Annotated in this window: 13 protein-coding genes; 9 read left to right on the forward strand and 4 right to left on the reverse strand. The window is 51.5% G+C overall.

Annotated features, from left to right (window positions below; genetic code table 11):
- Positions 1 to 383: 383 nt before the first annotated feature.
- The 4 genes from K6R05_RS07105 (at position 384) to nac (ending at position 5,244) form a co-directional block, all read left to right on the forward strand.
- Positions 384 to 1,307, forward strand: a complete 924-nt coding sequence (locus K6R05_RS07105; RefSeq protein ID WP_033733168.1) for a sugar ABC transporter substrate-binding protein — start codon at positions 384 to 386, stop codon at positions 1,305 to 1,307.
- 32 nt (positions 1,308 to 1,339) lie between these two features.
- Positions 1,340 to 2,824: a sugar ABC transporter ATP-binding protein gene (locus K6R05_RS07110; protein ID WP_098052921.1), complete on the forward strand. Its 1,485-nt coding sequence runs from the start codon at positions 1,340 to 1,342 to the stop codon at positions 2,822 to 2,824.
- 23 nt (positions 2,825 to 2,847) lie between these two features.
- A complete protein-coding gene (locus K6R05_RS07115) occupies positions 2,848 to 3,873 on the forward strand; it encodes an ABC transporter permease (RefSeq protein WP_190285965.1) in 1,026 nt (341 codons plus the stop codon).
- A 453-nt stretch (positions 3,874 to 4,326) separates the two neighbouring features.
- Positions 4,327 to 5,244, forward strand: a complete 918-nt coding sequence (gene nac / locus K6R05_RS07120; RefSeq protein WP_222925289.1) for a nitrogen assimilation transcriptional regulator NAC — start codon at positions 4,327 to 4,329, stop codon at positions 5,242 to 5,244.
- A 1,008-nt stretch (positions 5,245 to 6,252) separates the two neighbouring features.
- Here the strand turns inward: nac and K6R05_RS07125 are convergent.
- The 3 genes from K6R05_RS07125 to K6R05_RS07135 form a co-directional block, all read right to left on the reverse strand.
- On the reverse strand, positions 6,253 to 7,596 hold the full coding sequence (locus K6R05_RS07125; RefSeq protein WP_222925290.1) for an MFS transporter: 1,344 nt from the start codon (positions 7,594 to 7,596) through the stop codon (positions 6,253 to 6,255).
- An 86-nt stretch (positions 7,597 to 7,682) separates the two neighbouring features.
- Positions 7,683 to 8,528: a fumarylacetoacetate hydrolase family protein gene (locus K6R05_RS07130; RefSeq protein WP_222925291.1), complete on the reverse strand. Its 846-nt coding sequence runs from the start codon at positions 8,526 to 8,528 to the stop codon at positions 7,683 to 7,685.
- A 78-nt stretch (positions 8,529 to 8,606) separates the two neighbouring features.
- On the reverse strand, positions 8,607 to 9,770 hold the full coding sequence (locus K6R05_RS07135; RefSeq protein ID WP_222925292.1) for a mandelate racemase/muconate lactonizing enzyme family protein: 1,164 nt from the start codon (positions 9,768 to 9,770) through the stop codon (positions 8,607 to 8,609).
- Between the two features lie 179 nt (positions 9,771 to 9,949).
- Here K6R05_RS07135 and K6R05_RS07140 point away from each other — a divergent pair, with 179 nt between their 5' ends.
- The 4 genes from K6R05_RS07140 to K6R05_RS07155 all read left to right on the forward strand — a co-directional run bounded on the left by K6R05_RS07140 (position 9,950) and on the right by K6R05_RS07155 (position 13,104).
- Positions 9,950 to 10,876: a LysR family transcriptional regulator gene (locus tag K6R05_RS07140; RefSeq protein WP_222925293.1), complete on the forward strand. Its 927-nt coding sequence runs from the start codon at positions 9,950 to 9,952 to the stop codon at positions 10,874 to 10,876.
- A gap of 246 nt (positions 10,877 to 11,122) precedes the next feature.
- Positions 11,123 to 11,557 carry a MarR family winged helix-turn-helix transcriptional regulator gene (locus K6R05_RS07145; RefSeq protein WP_260058796.1) on the forward strand — a complete coding sequence of 145 codons (435 nt, stop codon included), beginning with the start codon at positions 11,123 to 11,125 and terminating at the stop codon, positions 11,555 to 11,557.
- A 30-nt stretch (positions 11,558 to 11,587) separates the two neighbouring features.
- A complete protein-coding gene (locus tag K6R05_RS07150) occupies positions 11,588 to 12,322 on the forward strand; it encodes an NADPH-dependent F420 reductase (protein WP_222925294.1) in 735 nt (244 codons plus the stop codon).
- A gap of 17 nt (positions 12,323 to 12,339) precedes the next feature.
- Positions 12,340 to 13,104 (forward strand): NADPH-dependent F420 reductase, encoded by a 765-nt coding sequence (locus K6R05_RS07155; RefSeq protein ID WP_222925295.1) that lies wholly within the window; start codon positions 12,340 to 12,342, stop codon positions 13,102 to 13,104.
- Positions 13,105 to 13,390: 286 nt separating this feature from the next.
- On the opposite strand, the gene K6R05_RS07160 is transcribed toward K6R05_RS07155, so the two are convergent.
- Positions 13,391 to 14,371 (reverse strand): IS110 family transposase, encoded by a 981-nt coding sequence (locus K6R05_RS07160; protein ID WP_222925296.1) that lies wholly within the window; start codon positions 14,369 to 14,371, stop codon positions 13,391 to 13,393.
- 764 nt (positions 14,372 to 15,135) lie between these two features.
- On the opposite strand from K6R05_RS07160, the gene cbl reads away from it, so the two are divergent.
- Positions 15,136 to 16,095, forward strand: coding sequence for an HTH-type transcriptional regulator Cbl (cbl, locus tag K6R05_RS07165; RefSeq protein ID WP_013358380.1), 960 nt, complete (start codon positions 15,136 to 15,138; stop codon positions 16,093 to 16,095).
- Positions 16,096 to 16,124: the final 29 nt, after the last annotated feature.

The raw sequence follows: 16,124 nt of genomic DNA on the forward strand, positions 1-16,124 counted from the left end.
TTTCAAACTGCCAACAGGATCTCACTTTGCGGGCATTTCTCGGCAGATGTTAGAGGCATGTCAAAGTTTTGTTGTTTGCCGATGTTAAAACAACCGTTTCAGTGCTTTTATGATAAAAATTTCAAAACGAAACTATATGGAACAAATAAACTGCTTATCATCACGGTCGTGATTATCATCCGGAAATGAAACGGCATTTTTACACTAACTGTTTGCAGATCAAGTGATTGTGAAAAGGAGTGGTCGATCACAAAAATAGCCATAACCTGAAGTCTTACCTCAAATTTCCCGAAACAGACGCCAGACAGGCTGGGTGAATGTAAAAGATATTTTTCATTCGCGGCTTCAGCCCCTGAGCAAGTTAACAAATAAGAAGGGTCCCTATGAACATTAAAAAAACGATTGTCGCCTCACTGTTAGCCTGCATGTTACCTGCCGCGGTTATGGCAAAAGATGTCTCGGTGGGCGTCTCAATGGCGCTGTTTGATGACAACTTCCTGACGATTCTGCGTACGTCAATGCAGAAGGAGATGCAGAAGGATGGCGTTAAAGGCCAGGTTGAGGATGCAAAAGGTGACGTTTCACAGCAGCTTCAGCAGGTTCAGAACTTTATCGGTCAGGGTGTGGATGCCCTGATCGTCAACCCGGTCGACACCAATGCGGTGAAACCGATTATGGATCAGGCGAGCAAAGCGGGTATCCCGTTGATCTTTGTCAACCGCCGTCCACAGGCGGAACTGACCGGCAAAATGGCCTATGTGGGTTCCGATTCAGAACTGGCCGGGCGCTTACAGATGGAAGCGCTGGCTAAAGCGATGAACGGCAAAGGCAATGTCGCCATCCTGATGGGTGATTTGGCGAACGAAGCGACCCGCGACCGTACCAAAGGTGTGGAAGAAGTTGCCGCTAAATTCCCTGGTATCAAAATCGTTCAGAAACAGACCGCCAAATTTACCCGAAACGACGCGGTGGATGTGGTCAGTAACTGGATGACGGCGGGTGATGAAATCAATGCCATCGCGTCGAACAACGATGAAATGGCGATCGGTGCGCTGCAGGCGCTGGGTAAAAACCCGGACAAAATCCTGATCGCTGGCGTCGATGGCACTCCCGATGCGCTGCAGATGCTGAAGCAGGGCAAAATGGTCGCCACGGTATTCCAGGATGCGCAGGGCCAGGGGGAAGGCGCGGTACAGACAGCAATCAAGCTGGTGAAAGGCGAAAAAGTCCAGAAAGTCATCAACATCCCTTACCAGCTGATTACCAAAGAAAACATGGAACAGTTTACCAAGCGTAACCTGAAATAATCGTTCCCGACCCAGCTGTACGGAGGTGATGTATGAACGCGTTTGCGCTTGAAGCCGAAGGCATCAGCAAGTTCTTCCCCGGTGTCAAAGCCCTCGACAACGTATCGTTGCGGGTGCGTCCGGGAACGGTACATGCCTTGATGGGCGAAAATGGCGCGGGCAAATCCACTTTAATGAAGTGCCTTATCGGGATGTATCGTCCCGATAAGGGCACCATCAAAATTAAAGGGGAGCCGGTGCAGTTTCAGGACACCATGGACGCGTTGCGTTCCGGCATTTCAATGATCCACCAGGAACTCAATCTGGTGCCTTACATGACCGTCGCCGAGAATATCTGGCTTGGCCGCGAACCGATGAAGTTTGGCTTTGTCGATCATGCCAGACTTAATCAGAAGACGCAGGAACTGCTCAACCGCCTCAACATCCGCCTGAAAGCCGATCGGATGGTTGGCGAGCTGAGCATTGCGTCGCAGCAGATGGTCGAGATTGCCAAAGCGGTCTCCTGGGATTCAGACATCGTCATTATGGATGAACCGACCTCCGCGCTCACGGAAACCGAAGTCGCGCATCTGTTTACCATCATTCGCGATCTGCGGGAGCAGGGCAAAGCAATCATCTACATCAGCCACAAGATGGATGAGATCTTTAACATCACCGATGAGGTCAGTATCTTCCGCGACGGCAGCTGGATCGCCAGCGATCAGACGGCTAAATACACCCGTCAGTCGCTGATCACACAGATGGTAGGGCGCGAGCTGACGCAGTTGTTCCCGAAATTCAACAGCGCCATTGGCGAAGAGGTGCTGACGGTGCGTAACCTCACCTGCAAAGATCGTTTCACCGACGTCAGTTTCAGCGTGCGCCGGGGTGAAATCCTCGGCGTCGCCGGGCTGGTGGGGGCCGGTCGCAGTGAAGTGATGGAAAGCCTGTTCGGCATGGAGAGTTTCGACAGCGGTGAGATCCTGATTGATGGCGTGCCGGTGACGATCGACTCGCCCTCAACCGCGATTGAAAAGGGCATGGCGTTCCTGACCGAGGACCGTAAAAAGTCCGGGCTGTTTCTGGTGCTGTCGGTGATGGAGAACATGAGCATCGTCAACATGCCGGAGTACAGCGGCAAAAGCGGTTTTGTCAGCCATGTGAAGATGGCGCAGGACTGCATGGACCAGATCCGTCGGCTCAATATCAAAACGCCGACCATGGATCAAATCATCAATAACCTCAGCGGCGGTAATCAGCAGAAGGTTCTTATTGCCCGCTGGTTGCTGGCGCAACCGAAGATTCTGATTCTGGACGAACCGACGCGCGGCATTGACGTCGGTGCAAAAGCGGAGATTTACCGCTTAATCAGTGAACTCGCCAACCGTGGCGTGGCTATCATCATGGTCTCCTCTGAACTGCCGGAAATCCTTGGCATGAGCGACCGGGTGATGGTGATGCACGGCGGGCGTATAACCGGCATCCTCGATAAAGAAGAAGCCGATCAGGAAACCATTCTGTCGTTGGCATCCGAGTGAGGCGCGAGACCACTATGAGCAATATGAAAGCTACTGCTACCCCGGCAGCCCCGCAGCAACCCTCTTTTTTTGCCAGCCTGCGCCATAAACTGCCGAAAGATACCGGCATTTTTGTGGTGATGGTGGGGATTGCGTTGATTTTTGAAATGTTCGGCTGGTACGTGCGTGACCAGTCTTTCCTGCTCAACACCAACCGTCTGATCCTGATTGTCCTGCAGGTGGCGATTATCGGGATTATCGCCGTTGGCGTGACCCAGGTCATCATCACCACCGGTATCGATCTCTCGTCCGGTTCCGTCATCGCCCTGGCGGCGGTGGTAGCGGCCAGTCTGGCGCAGACCTCTGACAGCCTGTCGCCGATGTATCCGTCGCTGGTCAATATGCCTGCGGTGATCCCTATCGCGGCCGGTATCGGTGTGGGTCTGCTGGCGGGTGCGGTCAATGGTGTACTGATTACCCGCACCGGCATTCCGCCCTTCATTGCCACGCTGGGCATGATGGTGTCGGCACGTGGTCTGGCGCAGTATTACACCCAGGGTAATCCGATCAGCTTCCTGTCTGACGGCTTTACCTCAATCGGTCAGGGTGCCATGCCGGTCGTGATTTTCCTGGTGGTGGCACTGCTGTTCCATATCGCCCTGAAACATACCCGTTACGGTAAATATGTTTACGCCATCGGCGGCAACATGACCTCGGCGAAAGTCTCCGGTATCAACGTTAATAAGTATCTGATCATCGTCTACACCATTGCCGGTGCGCTCTCTGGCCTGGCGGGTGTGGTACTGGCGGCGCGTGTCAGCAGCGGCCAGTCGAGCATGGGAATGTCCTACGAGCTGGATGCGATTGCCGCAGCTGTTATCGGCGGCAGCAGCCTGATGGGTGGTGTAGGTCGTATCACCGGCACATTAATCGGCGCGGTTATCCTCGGTCTGATCAAAAGCGGCTTCACCTTCGTGGGTGTTGACGCCTACATTCAGGACATTATTAAAGGGATAATCATCGTGGCCGCGGTTTCTATCGACATGCACCGTAACCGCAAAAAACGTTAATCAACAGGCGTTGCCTTCTTCCGTAACGGGAGAGGGCAACGGTTGCTTTTAGCCTCAGTGATTCGCCAGAGATAAGACTTCCTGCTGATACCGGTTACATTCTTATGGTGTTCGTTAATGCTTTCCTGTAAGCCCGGCAAGCTTTAATCAGGTGCAATGCGTTTCCACTGCACTTAAACTGTACAGCCCGCCATCACTTTTCTGCACGTCTGACTCGCAGCGTCTGCACTGCCACAGTGCGCCCACCCCTCTCCTTCATTGCAATTACACATTCCTGATCCTTATTAACCCTTAAGAGGTAATCAGAAACGCTTATTTTCCGGGCCGTTAGGAAAAATCTGGCCGACGGGTGAGGTGTACAATTTAAACCTGGCCTGCATCTTGCAAAATCTCTGTTATCAGGGCGATAGGATCAGACCTATTTCGCTATTCGGGGTAAGTGACGGAGGCAAGATGAATTTAAGACGACTGAAGTACTTTGTGAAAATCGTCGATATCGGCAGTCTGACGCAGGCAGCCGAAGTGCTGCACATCGCACAGCCTGCACTCAGTCAGCAGGTGGCAACGCTGGAGAATGAGCTGGATCAGCAACTGCTGATCCGCACCAAGCGCGGCGTCACGCCAACGGAAGCCGGAAAGATTCTCTATGGCCATGCGCGTACTATTCTGCGCCAGTGCGAGCAGGCCCAGACGGCGGTGATCAATGCTGGTCAGGTGCTGAGCGGCCAGGTGTCGATTGGACTGGCACCGGGCACGGCAGCCTCTTCACTGACCATGCCGCTGCTGCAGACCGTCCGCGATCAGTTTCCTGAAATCCTGGTCTACCTGCACGAAAACAGCGGCAGCGTACTGAATGAGAAGGTGATGAACGGTCAACTGGATATGGCAGTGCTGTACGATCGCGCACCGACTGCCGGAATCAACAGCGTGCCGCTGATGAAAGAAGATCTCTTCCTGGTCGGTGCATCCGATTACCCAGGTGCCAGCGTCGATCTGGCCGATGTGTCGCAGATGAGCCTGTTTTTACCACGCGACTACAGCGCAGTGCGCAAACGGGTTGATGAGGCATTTTCACTGCGTCGCCTGAGTGCGCGCATCATTGGTGAGATCGAATCGATTTCAACCCTGACCGCAGCGATTTCCAGCGGCATGGGCGTCACCGTATTACCTGAATCCGCTGCCCGGGCGCTGGTGGGTTCGACGGATGCCTGGATGTCACGCATCAACAGCCCGTCACTGAGTCTGCCTTTGTCGCTGAACATCTCCGCCCGGTTGCCGCTATCGCCTTCTGCACAGGCCGTGAAAAATATCCTGCTGTCACTGCTGAATAAGCCGCTGAATGAGGAGCGGGAGTTGATGTTAGTGGGGTAGGGGCGCTTGCAGCGGGCTGAGGTTAAGCTTTGCAGCGCGTTCACCTGAGAAGGTGACGCCCGCCAGGCGTATGGGAGTTTCAGGTTGCCCGAGCAGGCGGACGCGTCAAGGGGCGGACGCCCGCCCCTTAACAATCCCGGCGTCCGGCAGCCTGCGCGCCCCGCTTCGCGGGGTACCTTCGTCACGCCCTGCGGCCAGCGGACCGTCCTTTCGCCGACGTCCTGTCGGCTCATCTTCGCCTCCGGTTGTTCCTCAGCGCTCCGGATGCCTCTCCAAAACCCCCGCCTGTAAAATTTTTGTTTTTCCTGAATGAGGAGTTGTCTGCTCGCATGAGAGCCAAAGACCATCATTGAAACTAACCGCAGTTAAGTACTTAACGTTGAGAGAAGAGATAACAGCTACCGTGTTGAGTTCCGAGCCTGTAGCTGAAAGTTATGATTAACACCCCCTAAGCGTCAGCAGCAAGCTGCTGCCGCCAAGGCCCCTGAAATCACGCCCTTTACGTCGCAGGCGCCGTAAAGCCTGCTCACCGGGGTTAAAAGGGGTTACATAAACTTCTTCATTGCTGAAAGCGGGGCTTGACTAATCAGGGAAGGGGATGGACTGGCAGTCTTTATGGGTCATCAACCGGCTACGCCGGGCGTACGGCGCCGTTTACCATCGGAGTTATATACCACGTCATCTGGCGCCTACATGACGCCAGGGCGTCATTCAGAAGGCCGGCTGCGCACTGCTCGCCCGCCGTAATTGCTTTAAACCGGAATTACGATGAAACATAACGTCCGCTGTGTGCCAAAAGCGGACGTCTTTTCGTGTGGCTTAAGGGGATCTGAATGGGGATCTCAGAGTATTTATTGATTCAATTGCGCAATATGCGTCTAGATATTTAGCATGAATTTTTTGTAAAACTATGGCTTTCAACATCAGCCATCTACCGTTCTGCTGTAGACAATATGAATTCCAAAAAATGCCAGCCTGTTTGCCGCTTAGGTTAAAGGCTGGCATGAGTTATTCTCCGGCGGGAAGATTCCGACGTGGCGAGACCCGGAACGCCTGCCCGACATTCCATACGCTTTCCTTTTTCCCAACAGCCAGAGCAAATAATATTCCGCCAACTATGGAGAATAGCCCCAATACGCCCCACGCCAGCGTCATGTCCATTCCACCACCCAGATGTTTGAGATAACCTGCGACAAGCGGCCCGCCAAATTGTCCGATAAAATTACTACACGCGCCGACAAAGGCTACGGCAGGCACTGCTTTCTTCGTAGGCAGGATCTCCGTTAGCCTCACATAAACCAGCGGAACAAGCATTTTCATAGTCAGACCGACAAACATAAACAGGACAATTTGCAACCAGTAATATGACAGTGGTACAAAAGCAGCCGCCGATAGCGCAATGCCGCACAGCACTGTTGGGATGGCCGCGTGCAGACGTCGCTCCTGGTTGTACTTATCTGAGCGTCTGGTTATGTACCAAATACCTATCATGGTCATAAGGAAAGGCATGCCGCTAATAAGACCGATCATAAATTCACTTAACGTGCCATACCCTTTGAGCGCAGTCGGCAGCCACAACGTGAATCCGTAAGCGAGCATGCTGTGCAATGAGTAGCCGATAAGCATCAGCCAGAGCGCAGGGATTCTCAGAATGGTCCACCACGGGTCAGATTTCTCTTTCACATAGTTCGACTGTTCGGCAGCCAATTCTTTCTGGATGTGATTGCGGTCATCGGCACTGAGCCAGCTTGCAGCCTGAATGCTTTTTGGAACCAGATAAAACCAGATGATGCAAAACAGCCACGCCGGAGCGCCTTCAATGACCATCATCAAGCGCCAGTCGTGATGGGCCAGAATCCAGCCGGAAATCGGGCCTGCCAGAAATGCGCCAGCTCCAAGGCTCAGGTTCCAGATACCAAAAGCACGGCCGCGTTCTGGTTTCATGAACCACTGCGCTAAAAACATAGCCGTAGCCGCCTGAATGGGCCCTTCTGCCAGGCCCAGAAAGAAGCGAATAGCAATGAGTTCGCTGAAGTTACGCGTCAGGCCGGTCAACATGGCACAGGCGCCAAACAGAAACAGGCTGATGCCGATGATCCTTCTTGAACCAAAGCGGAGCGCCAGCCATCCCGCAGTAAACTGCGTAGCCACATAGCCCCATGCAAATGCGCCACCAAGCCAGCCAGCTTCAACCGGGCTTAGCCCCATTTCAGCAGTAATATGCGGCAGCGCCATACCGATATTGACGCGGTCAAAGAAAGATATGGTATACATTATAAAGACGGCGGGTAATATTATCGTCCAGCGCTTTTTCCCGATAATATTATTACCGCTGAGAGCATTTTCACTCATGATAACTTCCTCATTTGGTGCATATGTAGGGGAGGAATTGCTGATTTAAGCTCCTTTTAAATGTCAGCTAGCTTAAATTTTAATTTTTATTTTGATGCTGATACGACATGGTTAGTCAGTCGACCTATAGACTCTATTTCCACCTCGATAATATCGCCTTCATTAAGAAAACGCTGTGGATTACGAGATCGACCAACGCCTCCTGGTGATCCCGTCAGAATGACATCCCCAGGTGAAAGTTGAGTGAATGTACTCATATAGCTGATGATTTTATTTATCTTATGAACCATATTTTCAGTGTTGTCCTGCTGAACGATCTCGCCATTTAGCCAGGTTTTAAGCTTTAGCTTTTGTGGATCGTTCACATCATCACTGGTGACCAGCCAGGGGCCAAATCCGCCGGTCTTACTCCAGTTTTTACCTGCGGTGAACCAGGTATGTTGCCAGTCGCGAACAGAACCATCCATGTAGCAGGAATAGCCGGCAATATAGTCCGCTGCTTCTGCTTCAGAAATATTCAGACCTGACTTCCCGATGATAATGACCAGTTCACCTTCGTAATCAAGTTGGTCGCTCTGGGCTGGCTTAACGATTTCTCCAAGATGGGCAGTCTGTGAATCTGAAAAACGAATGAATATTGTCGGTGCGTCCGATGTAATACTGAATTCCGTGCGCTTATCCTGATAATTCATTCCTACGCAAAGTATTTTTCCTGGATTTTCAATTGGCGGTAAGAAAGTGATTTCAGATAGCTGATAATCAATTTCAGCATTGATATACTTATCTGCTTCTGACACTCCCTTCTCCCGGATAAAACCTTTCAGATCAGGAGTGTCAATATCTGTCCTACTTCTCAGGTCTATAATTCCTTCAGCATTAAGTATGCCGTAACTTTTATATCCATCTGGAGTCAGATAACTTAAAAGTTTCATAGGTGATTTCCGCTATGCCACCGGCACAATACCGGGGGCATAATAAGCAACTAAGGAAGCCGATAAATCCGGCTGAAGTTATTCAGCCAGAGCACGCATTTCTTTAATGAGATCAGATTTGCCTTCAAAACCTATGCCCGGCAGCTCAGGCATGATGATATGGCCATCTTCCACTCTTACTGAGTCGGGGAAGCCGCCATATGGCTGAAACAGGTCCGGATAACTTTCGTTGCCGCCCAGACCTAGACCTGCAGCAATATTCAATGACATCTGGTGCCCGCCGTGAGGCACACAGCGTGAAGGTGACCAGCCGAACTGTTCCAGCACGTCCAGCGTGCGAAGATACTCAACAAGTCCATAAGAGAGCGCGCAATCAAACTGCAGGTAGTCACGGTCCGGACGCATGCCGCCATAACGCAGAAGATTTCGCGCATCCTGATGTGAAAAAAGGTTTTCACCTGTTGCCATTGAGCCGGGATAAAACTCTGACAGCGCGGCTTGAAGAGAGTAATCAAGGGGATCGCCAACCTCTTCGTACCAGAAGAGTGGGTACTCGCGCAGCATTTTTGCGTATGCAATGCCCGTTTCAAGATCGAAGCGGCCATTAGCATCAACTGCGAGGCGGGCCTCGCTACCAATTTCGTCAAGAACGGCCTCAATACGGCGGCGATCTTCTTCAAGAGATGCCCCACCAATCTTCATTTTTACGACGTTATAACCACGGTTCAGATAACCGCGCATTTCCTGACGCAGAGCGCTCAGGTCTTTTCCCGGATAATAATAACCGCCAGCCGCGTAGACGAATACTCGAGGATTTGCTTCAACGCCTTTCATTTCTGCAAGCAGGCGAAACAGCGGTTTATTTGCGATTTTTGCCGTGGCATCCCAGATGGCCATATCCAGTGTTCCCACGGCAACTGAGCGTTCACCGTGACCACCTGGTTTTTCATTGCTCATCATCACATCCCAGATTTTGTGCGGATCCAGGTTGTCACCTCTGGTATTCAGCAGACTTTCGGGTTCGGCCTGCAGAATACGATCGCGAAAGCGTTCACGTATAAGGCCGCCCTGACCATAACGACCGTTAGAGTTAAATCCGTATCCCACAACGCGTCTCCCATCAACTTCAACGTCGGTCACAACGGCTACCAGGCTAGCCGTCATTTTACTGAAATCGATGTAAGCGTTACGGATGGGGGAAGCAATCGGTTTGGTTATTTCTACAACGTCAAGGATACGCATGTTCTCTCCGGATGTTTTCAGTCAGACTCAATTTGATATTTGCCTGCGAAGTATTTGTCTAATGCCATATATTTATAGACATAATGCATTTTCGTAGTGCCTTAGGACCTTTAGTCCTCTCTGAAACCCATCCTAAGCATTTAACACATGCTGTTCTAATGCCAAAGAGGAAGGCTGTAATGCAAAATCGGCATCACTTAGAGTTAACATGGCTTGAAGACTGTGTTGCGCTTGCACAGTCTCTTAATTTTTCACGTGCAGCAGCTTCTCGATATGTGACGCAGCCTGCATTCAGCAGAAGAATTATTTCGCTTGAAGAGTGGTTGGGAACGCCATTGTTTGAAAGAAACCGACGCGGGGTAAGTTTGACGAGGGCGGGGGAAATATTCGTTACGCAAATACCGGATCTTATTCGCGCGCTATATACCCTGAGAAGTGAAGCCATCGAAGCTGCAGGAGAAACCAGACCAGACGTTGTTTTTTCCGCAACGCACTCTCTCTCGTTCTCATTTTTTCCTGCGCTTATGCGCAACAACGAGAAAATTGCGCGCTTCGGCTCATTTCGTCTTCTTTCTGATACGCTCAGCGCGTGTGAGCGTATGATTGAAAAAGGTGACGCGCAATTTTTGCTCTGCTATTTCCACCCTCACATGCACATTAACCTGGATCAGTCCAAATACCTCAGCGTCAGGCTTGGTCAGGAAACATTACTGCCTTATTCCCGGTGTGACACCGCGACCCGTCTACCTATCTGGCAGGCTAAAGCGGGAAGAAAATTCCCGTTTCTTTCGTTTTCCGCTGAGTCCGGACTTGGCAGAATCCTTTCAAATACTTCGCAAGTTAATCGTGCCAGACGTGGGATGGATATCGCCTTCACAGCCGATCTTGCTGCCACGCTTCTGGCTATGGTCAAAGCAGGAGACGGCATTGCATGGCTGCCAGAGACGCTAGCTTCAGCGGATGTTGAAACTGGCGAAATTGCCGTTGCTGCCGGTAAAGACAGTGGGCTATGGGTGCCTATTGATATTCGGCTTTTCCGCCCAGCGGCAAGAATGTCTCGCGCAGTGGAAGAACTATGGGGAATTTTTGTGGACGGTCAAATCTAGCCAGGGAGGGGCATCCCTCAATATGCAGTGCAATGAATATCATTTTTTCTACTTCAGCTACAAATGTCCGCTTCACGCTAAGTACCAGAAACTGACCTTTAACAGCCTAGAAAGGATTTAGTCTGATTTGTTGCCTATGTCATAACGCACGAATTACTTATTAATCTCTCTTTAGCTGACGAAAATTTTGATATAAGCTTTTATCTAGTTCGCTAGATAATCAACAGCTATATAATAGGTTGGCATATGAAAATGCAGTCACGACAGGAAATTGGAACACAGCTTTCTTTTGCGCTGTATGGTGCAGCAAGCCGAATGAACCGGTTACACAAGCCGTTCTTGGACCCGCTGGGACTTACCTTCCCACAGTATCTGGTCATGCTAGAGTTGTTTAATGGCACCCCGCGCACCGTGGGGGATATCGGGAATAAGCTTGGCATGGATACCGGCACCATTACGCCCGTTCTCAAACGCCTTGAGGCTTCCGGACGCATAATCCGCACACGTGACCGCGCAGACGAAAGACGAGTTCTCATTACCCTTACGGATGAGGGGCTCGCTTTGCAAAGTGAGCTGTGGCTCGTAACCGAAAGAATCAAATCAGCCTGTCAGCTATCGGATGGAAAGCTTGAGGAGTTACGGGATACCCTGAATGGCTTTGCCCATCCCGCTGATAACTGATCATCCTCCACTTATACAAAAGGTACTGCTATGAAAATAGGAATTATTGGCGCCGGAAATATTGGTGCAACGCTGGCAAACAAGCTCTCTGTGCAGGGCCATGAAGTCAAACTGGCGAACTCAAGAGGACCGGAAAGCATTGCAGAGCTGGCGCGAAAAGTGGGGGCACTGGCGGTTGATCGCCAGGAGGCCGTACGAGAAGTAGACGTCATCATCCTCTCTATACCCTTTGATAAGCACACCGTACTTGCTGAGTTAATGCGCGACGTCCCTGAAAGCGTGATCGTCGTTGATACGTCTAATTATTATCCTTTCCGTGACGGGGACATTATTGAGATCCGTGAAGGTAAGCCTGAAAGCGTTTACGCCAGTGAAGCAGTTCAGCGCCATCTCATCAAAGCCTGGAATGCTGTTCTTGCCGAGACGCTTAAAGAGAAAGGGCAGGATGCAGGTTCTCCATCCCGTATTGCTATTCCTGTTGCGGGGGACGACTCCGCAGCAAAGTCTGTTGTGATGGAGCTGGTCAGTCAGAGTGGTTTCGATGCATTTGACGCCGGTATGCTTAGCGAATCATGGCGGCAACAGCCCGGTACCCCAGCCTACTGCACTGAGCTTAACGCCGCAGAGCTTAGAGCGGCCCTTCAGGCGGCGGATAAAACCCGCGCACCACTGAACAGAGATGCGTTGATTAGGGAATTCATGTCCGCAGGCGATCATCTAACACATGATGTGATCGTCAAACGTAACCGTGCAGTAACGGCCTGAGTTAAAGAGGAGTGCTTATGACACATAGAGACAAGTACAAGATTGCAGTCCTGGGAACCGGTCATATCGGTAAAACACTTGCCCGCAGTCTTGCAGCTGCGGGTCATTTCGTAAAAGTCGCAAATTCACGCGGACCAGAAACGATAGACCCCGATGTGCTTGAAACGGGCGCTGAAGCATCTGATACAGCTAGTGCCGTGCAGGATGCGCAGGTAGTTATCCTGTCCATACCTATGGCGAAGCTTGCTGATATTGCGCCTCTGATACGCAATCTGCCTCAGGATGTTATCGTTGCTGATACCTCCAACTACTATCCACATCGTGATGGCATCATTGACACTTTCTCAGATGGTGAGGTTGAAAGTCAGTGGGTGGCACATCTCTTGAACCGTCCCCTGATCAAGGCATGGAATGCCATAGGTTCAGATTCTCTCGCCAGGAAAGGTTCAACAGCGGGATCGCCAGTGCGTATTGCAATTCCGGTGGCAGGGAATATCGAAGAGCACAAGATAGTAATCATGGATTTTGTCAATGATACGGGATTCGATGCCTTTGATGCGGGTAACCTTGATGAGTCCTGGCGGCAACAGCCCGGTGCTCCGTGCTACTGCACGGACCTCACATATGGACAAATGAAATCCGCGCTGGCTTCAGCGGAAAAGGTACGATTACCTGTGCGCCGAGATATTGCAGTTCAGGCAATACAGGAGCGTATGGGTGATAAACGCACAAACCCTAATGCCGATTATATTGTTCGTTTATACAGGGCGCTTTTCATGTAATTAGAAAGTCGTGTTACTCCCTCCTCAAAAGACTGCTCTGTTTTATCGATATTTTCGCTCAAACCATTTTCATTTGCTGATGTATGAGCGAAAAGCAACTTCCGCTTTTCGCTCACAGCGGACATGTAACTCGCTTGCCTATAGTTCATATCTGCATTTTTGAGGCATGAGCTGGGTACTACGGCTCAGAACTGCCGCAATTAGAAATTTACTGTTCACTTTAGTGCCATTGGGTATAAGGCACAGGCTGTTTTGTGAACAATGTTTCAGTAACAAATTTAAATTGTTAAGTAGCCGGCGTATTTTCAAAAGCTTTGCCGGAATGAAGCACGCCGTGGCACCAGTGGATCAGCTTTCGCATAACAGCCCCGATTGCCACCATTTTAGGTTTGCCACGCAGGCACAATTCTTCATAAAAGTTGCGCATTCGCGTATTACATCGTCTGGCACAGAGGGCGGACATGTACAGCTTCGCACGCAGCTGCGGCGATCCAATTTTAGACATCTTAGATTTACCGCGAACGGAAGTGCCCGATCGTTTTTCCACGGGTACCACGCCCAAAAATGCGGCTGCCTGACTGGCAGACTCAAAATCATGACTACGCAGTACAACCAGCATGTTCATGCCCAATTGTGGGCCGACTGCAGGTATAGACGTCAGAAGATCATAATCAAGTTGCAGCGCTGCATGTGCTTTTATGTGAGCCTTTATTAACTGCTCCGTGACTTTTACTTCCTCCCGGAGAATTTTCACCATGCGCAGGCAGGAGCTGATAACGTCAGAAGGCGTCTGCGTGCTCTGGTATTTTTCCAGCCGGTTTTCCTCACGTACGGCGTCGCTCAGCAATGCGTCACGCCTGCGGATAAGCGCACTGAGATGCCTGATTTCAGCAGAAGGCGGGAGCCAGCGGTGTGGCTTTTTCAATAGCGCGTAGCAGGCCAGCATGTAGGCATCTACCTTATCCGTTTTAGTCAGAATACCCATACCTCTTGCAAAATCGCGGCTGCGGTGGGGATTTGCGAGAGAAACGTATGCGCCAGCTTCATGCAGCGAAAGAGCCAAACGTTCGTGATAAACGCCGGTTGCTTCCATAATAAGGTGAACGTCCTCCAGGCCACAGTGCTGCATTCTAAGCCAGCGGATGATATTAGCTGCTGCACTGCTGTCATTTTTTATCTTTTTGGTCCGTATACGACCCTTTATGCCATCATAGAGGATGCAAAGGTCGAGCGAGTCTTTACTTACGTCTATACCTACAGGAAACATTTTCATTCTCCTCTCACATTGACCGTCACGCCTGTTCGCCTTGTACATTCGGAGTCATGCTCCCGGTAACCGTTCAACAAAATGTGCTGGCGTGAAAGGTGAAACGGAGGGCCGCAAGCTGTCAGGCAGGATCAGTAATTCAGACTGTCCTCAGGGAGGGGCCCGGCTCACTCCGCTTCGTGTGATGGTAGCTAATCACCACATAATGTCAGATACAAGCGAGGGGGTGGGGAGGCCGTCAGAACCGCTGAGCGGATAAGGGATTTCAGGACGAGTGACAGGGATGTCGCGAAGAGGCGGGTTCGCGCCAGGGATGGCGCGTCCTGCTGGTCCGTCAGAAATCCGGAAGAAGCGAAGGGACCGCGAAGCGGCGGTGAAGCAGGCCGGAGCCGGGGGGCAAGGGGGCGCGGCGACTGGCGGCCCCTTGTCGGTCGCCTGCAGAGGCGGGTCTGAAACTGCCCAACTTCTCAGGCGAACGAAACCCCTCTCATAGCCCGTTCGCGCAGCGAACAAACCGCAGCATCAGCTCTGCTGCCAGCCCGTTCGCGCAGCGAACACTCCAGCTTCAGCTCTGCAGCAGCCATTCGCGCAGCGAACACCTGTTAAGCCCGGGCTGCCAGGCCAATCATCTCAGCATGTTCGCACAACCTCAGCCCCACCCCGTTATTCCCTAAATTCATAAAGCCAAATTTTTTAGTATTTCCTGTTATCAATAATAGTTCTTAACATCGGGGAATCAGATTATGTAAAGGGAGGTAAATACCGTGAATTTCCAGCAGCTTAAAATCATCCGCGAGGCGGCCCGCTGTGAGTTTAACTTAACGGAAGTCGCTAATACGCTGTTTACCTCTCAGTCAGGTGTCAGTCGGCACATTCGTGACCTGGAAGATGAACTGGGTGTTGAGATCTTTATCCGTCGCGGTAAGCGCCTGCTGGGAATGACCGAACCGGGTAAAGCGCTGCTGACCATTGCCGAACGCATCCTCGATGAAGCGGGGAAGGTACGACGTCTGGCCGATGTTTTTACCAATGAAACCAGCGGCATTCTGACCATCGCCACTACCCACACTCAGGCGCGCTACAGCCTGCCGAAAATCATCAAAGCGTTTCGTCAGCTCTACCCCAACGTCCGGCTGGAACTCAATCAGGGATCGCCACAGGAAATTGTCACCATGCTGCTGGCGGGTGAAGCGGATATCGGCATCGCCAGTGAAATGCTGGTTAATAACAGCAGTCTGGCGGCATTCCCCTGGTTCAGCTGGCATCACGCATTGCTGGTGCCGAAAGATCATGAACTGGTGCAGAATCAACCGGTTTCACTGAGCACCCTCAGCCGTTATCCTCTCATTACTTACCGCCAGGGTATCACCGGCCGTTCGCGGGTTGACCGTGCCTTCCAGTCGGCGGGCTTAAAACCGGATATCGTGCTCAGCGCCCAGGACTCCGACGTGGTGAAAACCTACGTTAAACTTGGTCTGGGCGTCGGGATACTGGCTGATCAGGCGTGTGAAACCGAAGAGAGTGAAGAGCTGGTACGCATCGACGCCACACATCTGTTTGATGCCAGCACCGTCTGGCTCGGCCTCAAGCGGGGTCAGCTGCAGCGTAATTACGTCTGGCAGTTCCTGGAGCTCTGCAACGCTAACCTGTCGCTGGAGGAGATCAAACGGCAGGCGCTCTCCTACAGTAATGACGACGAACCGGTTATCGACTTCCAGATTTAAAGCGCGTGCGCATCCCGCCGGATGCGCGC

It is taken from the genome of Pantoea alfalfae, from assembly GCF_019880205.1.
In the GTDB taxonomy this organism is placed as follows: domain Bacteria; phylum Pseudomonadota; class Gammaproteobacteria; order Enterobacterales; family Enterobacteriaceae; genus Pantoea; species Pantoea alfalfae.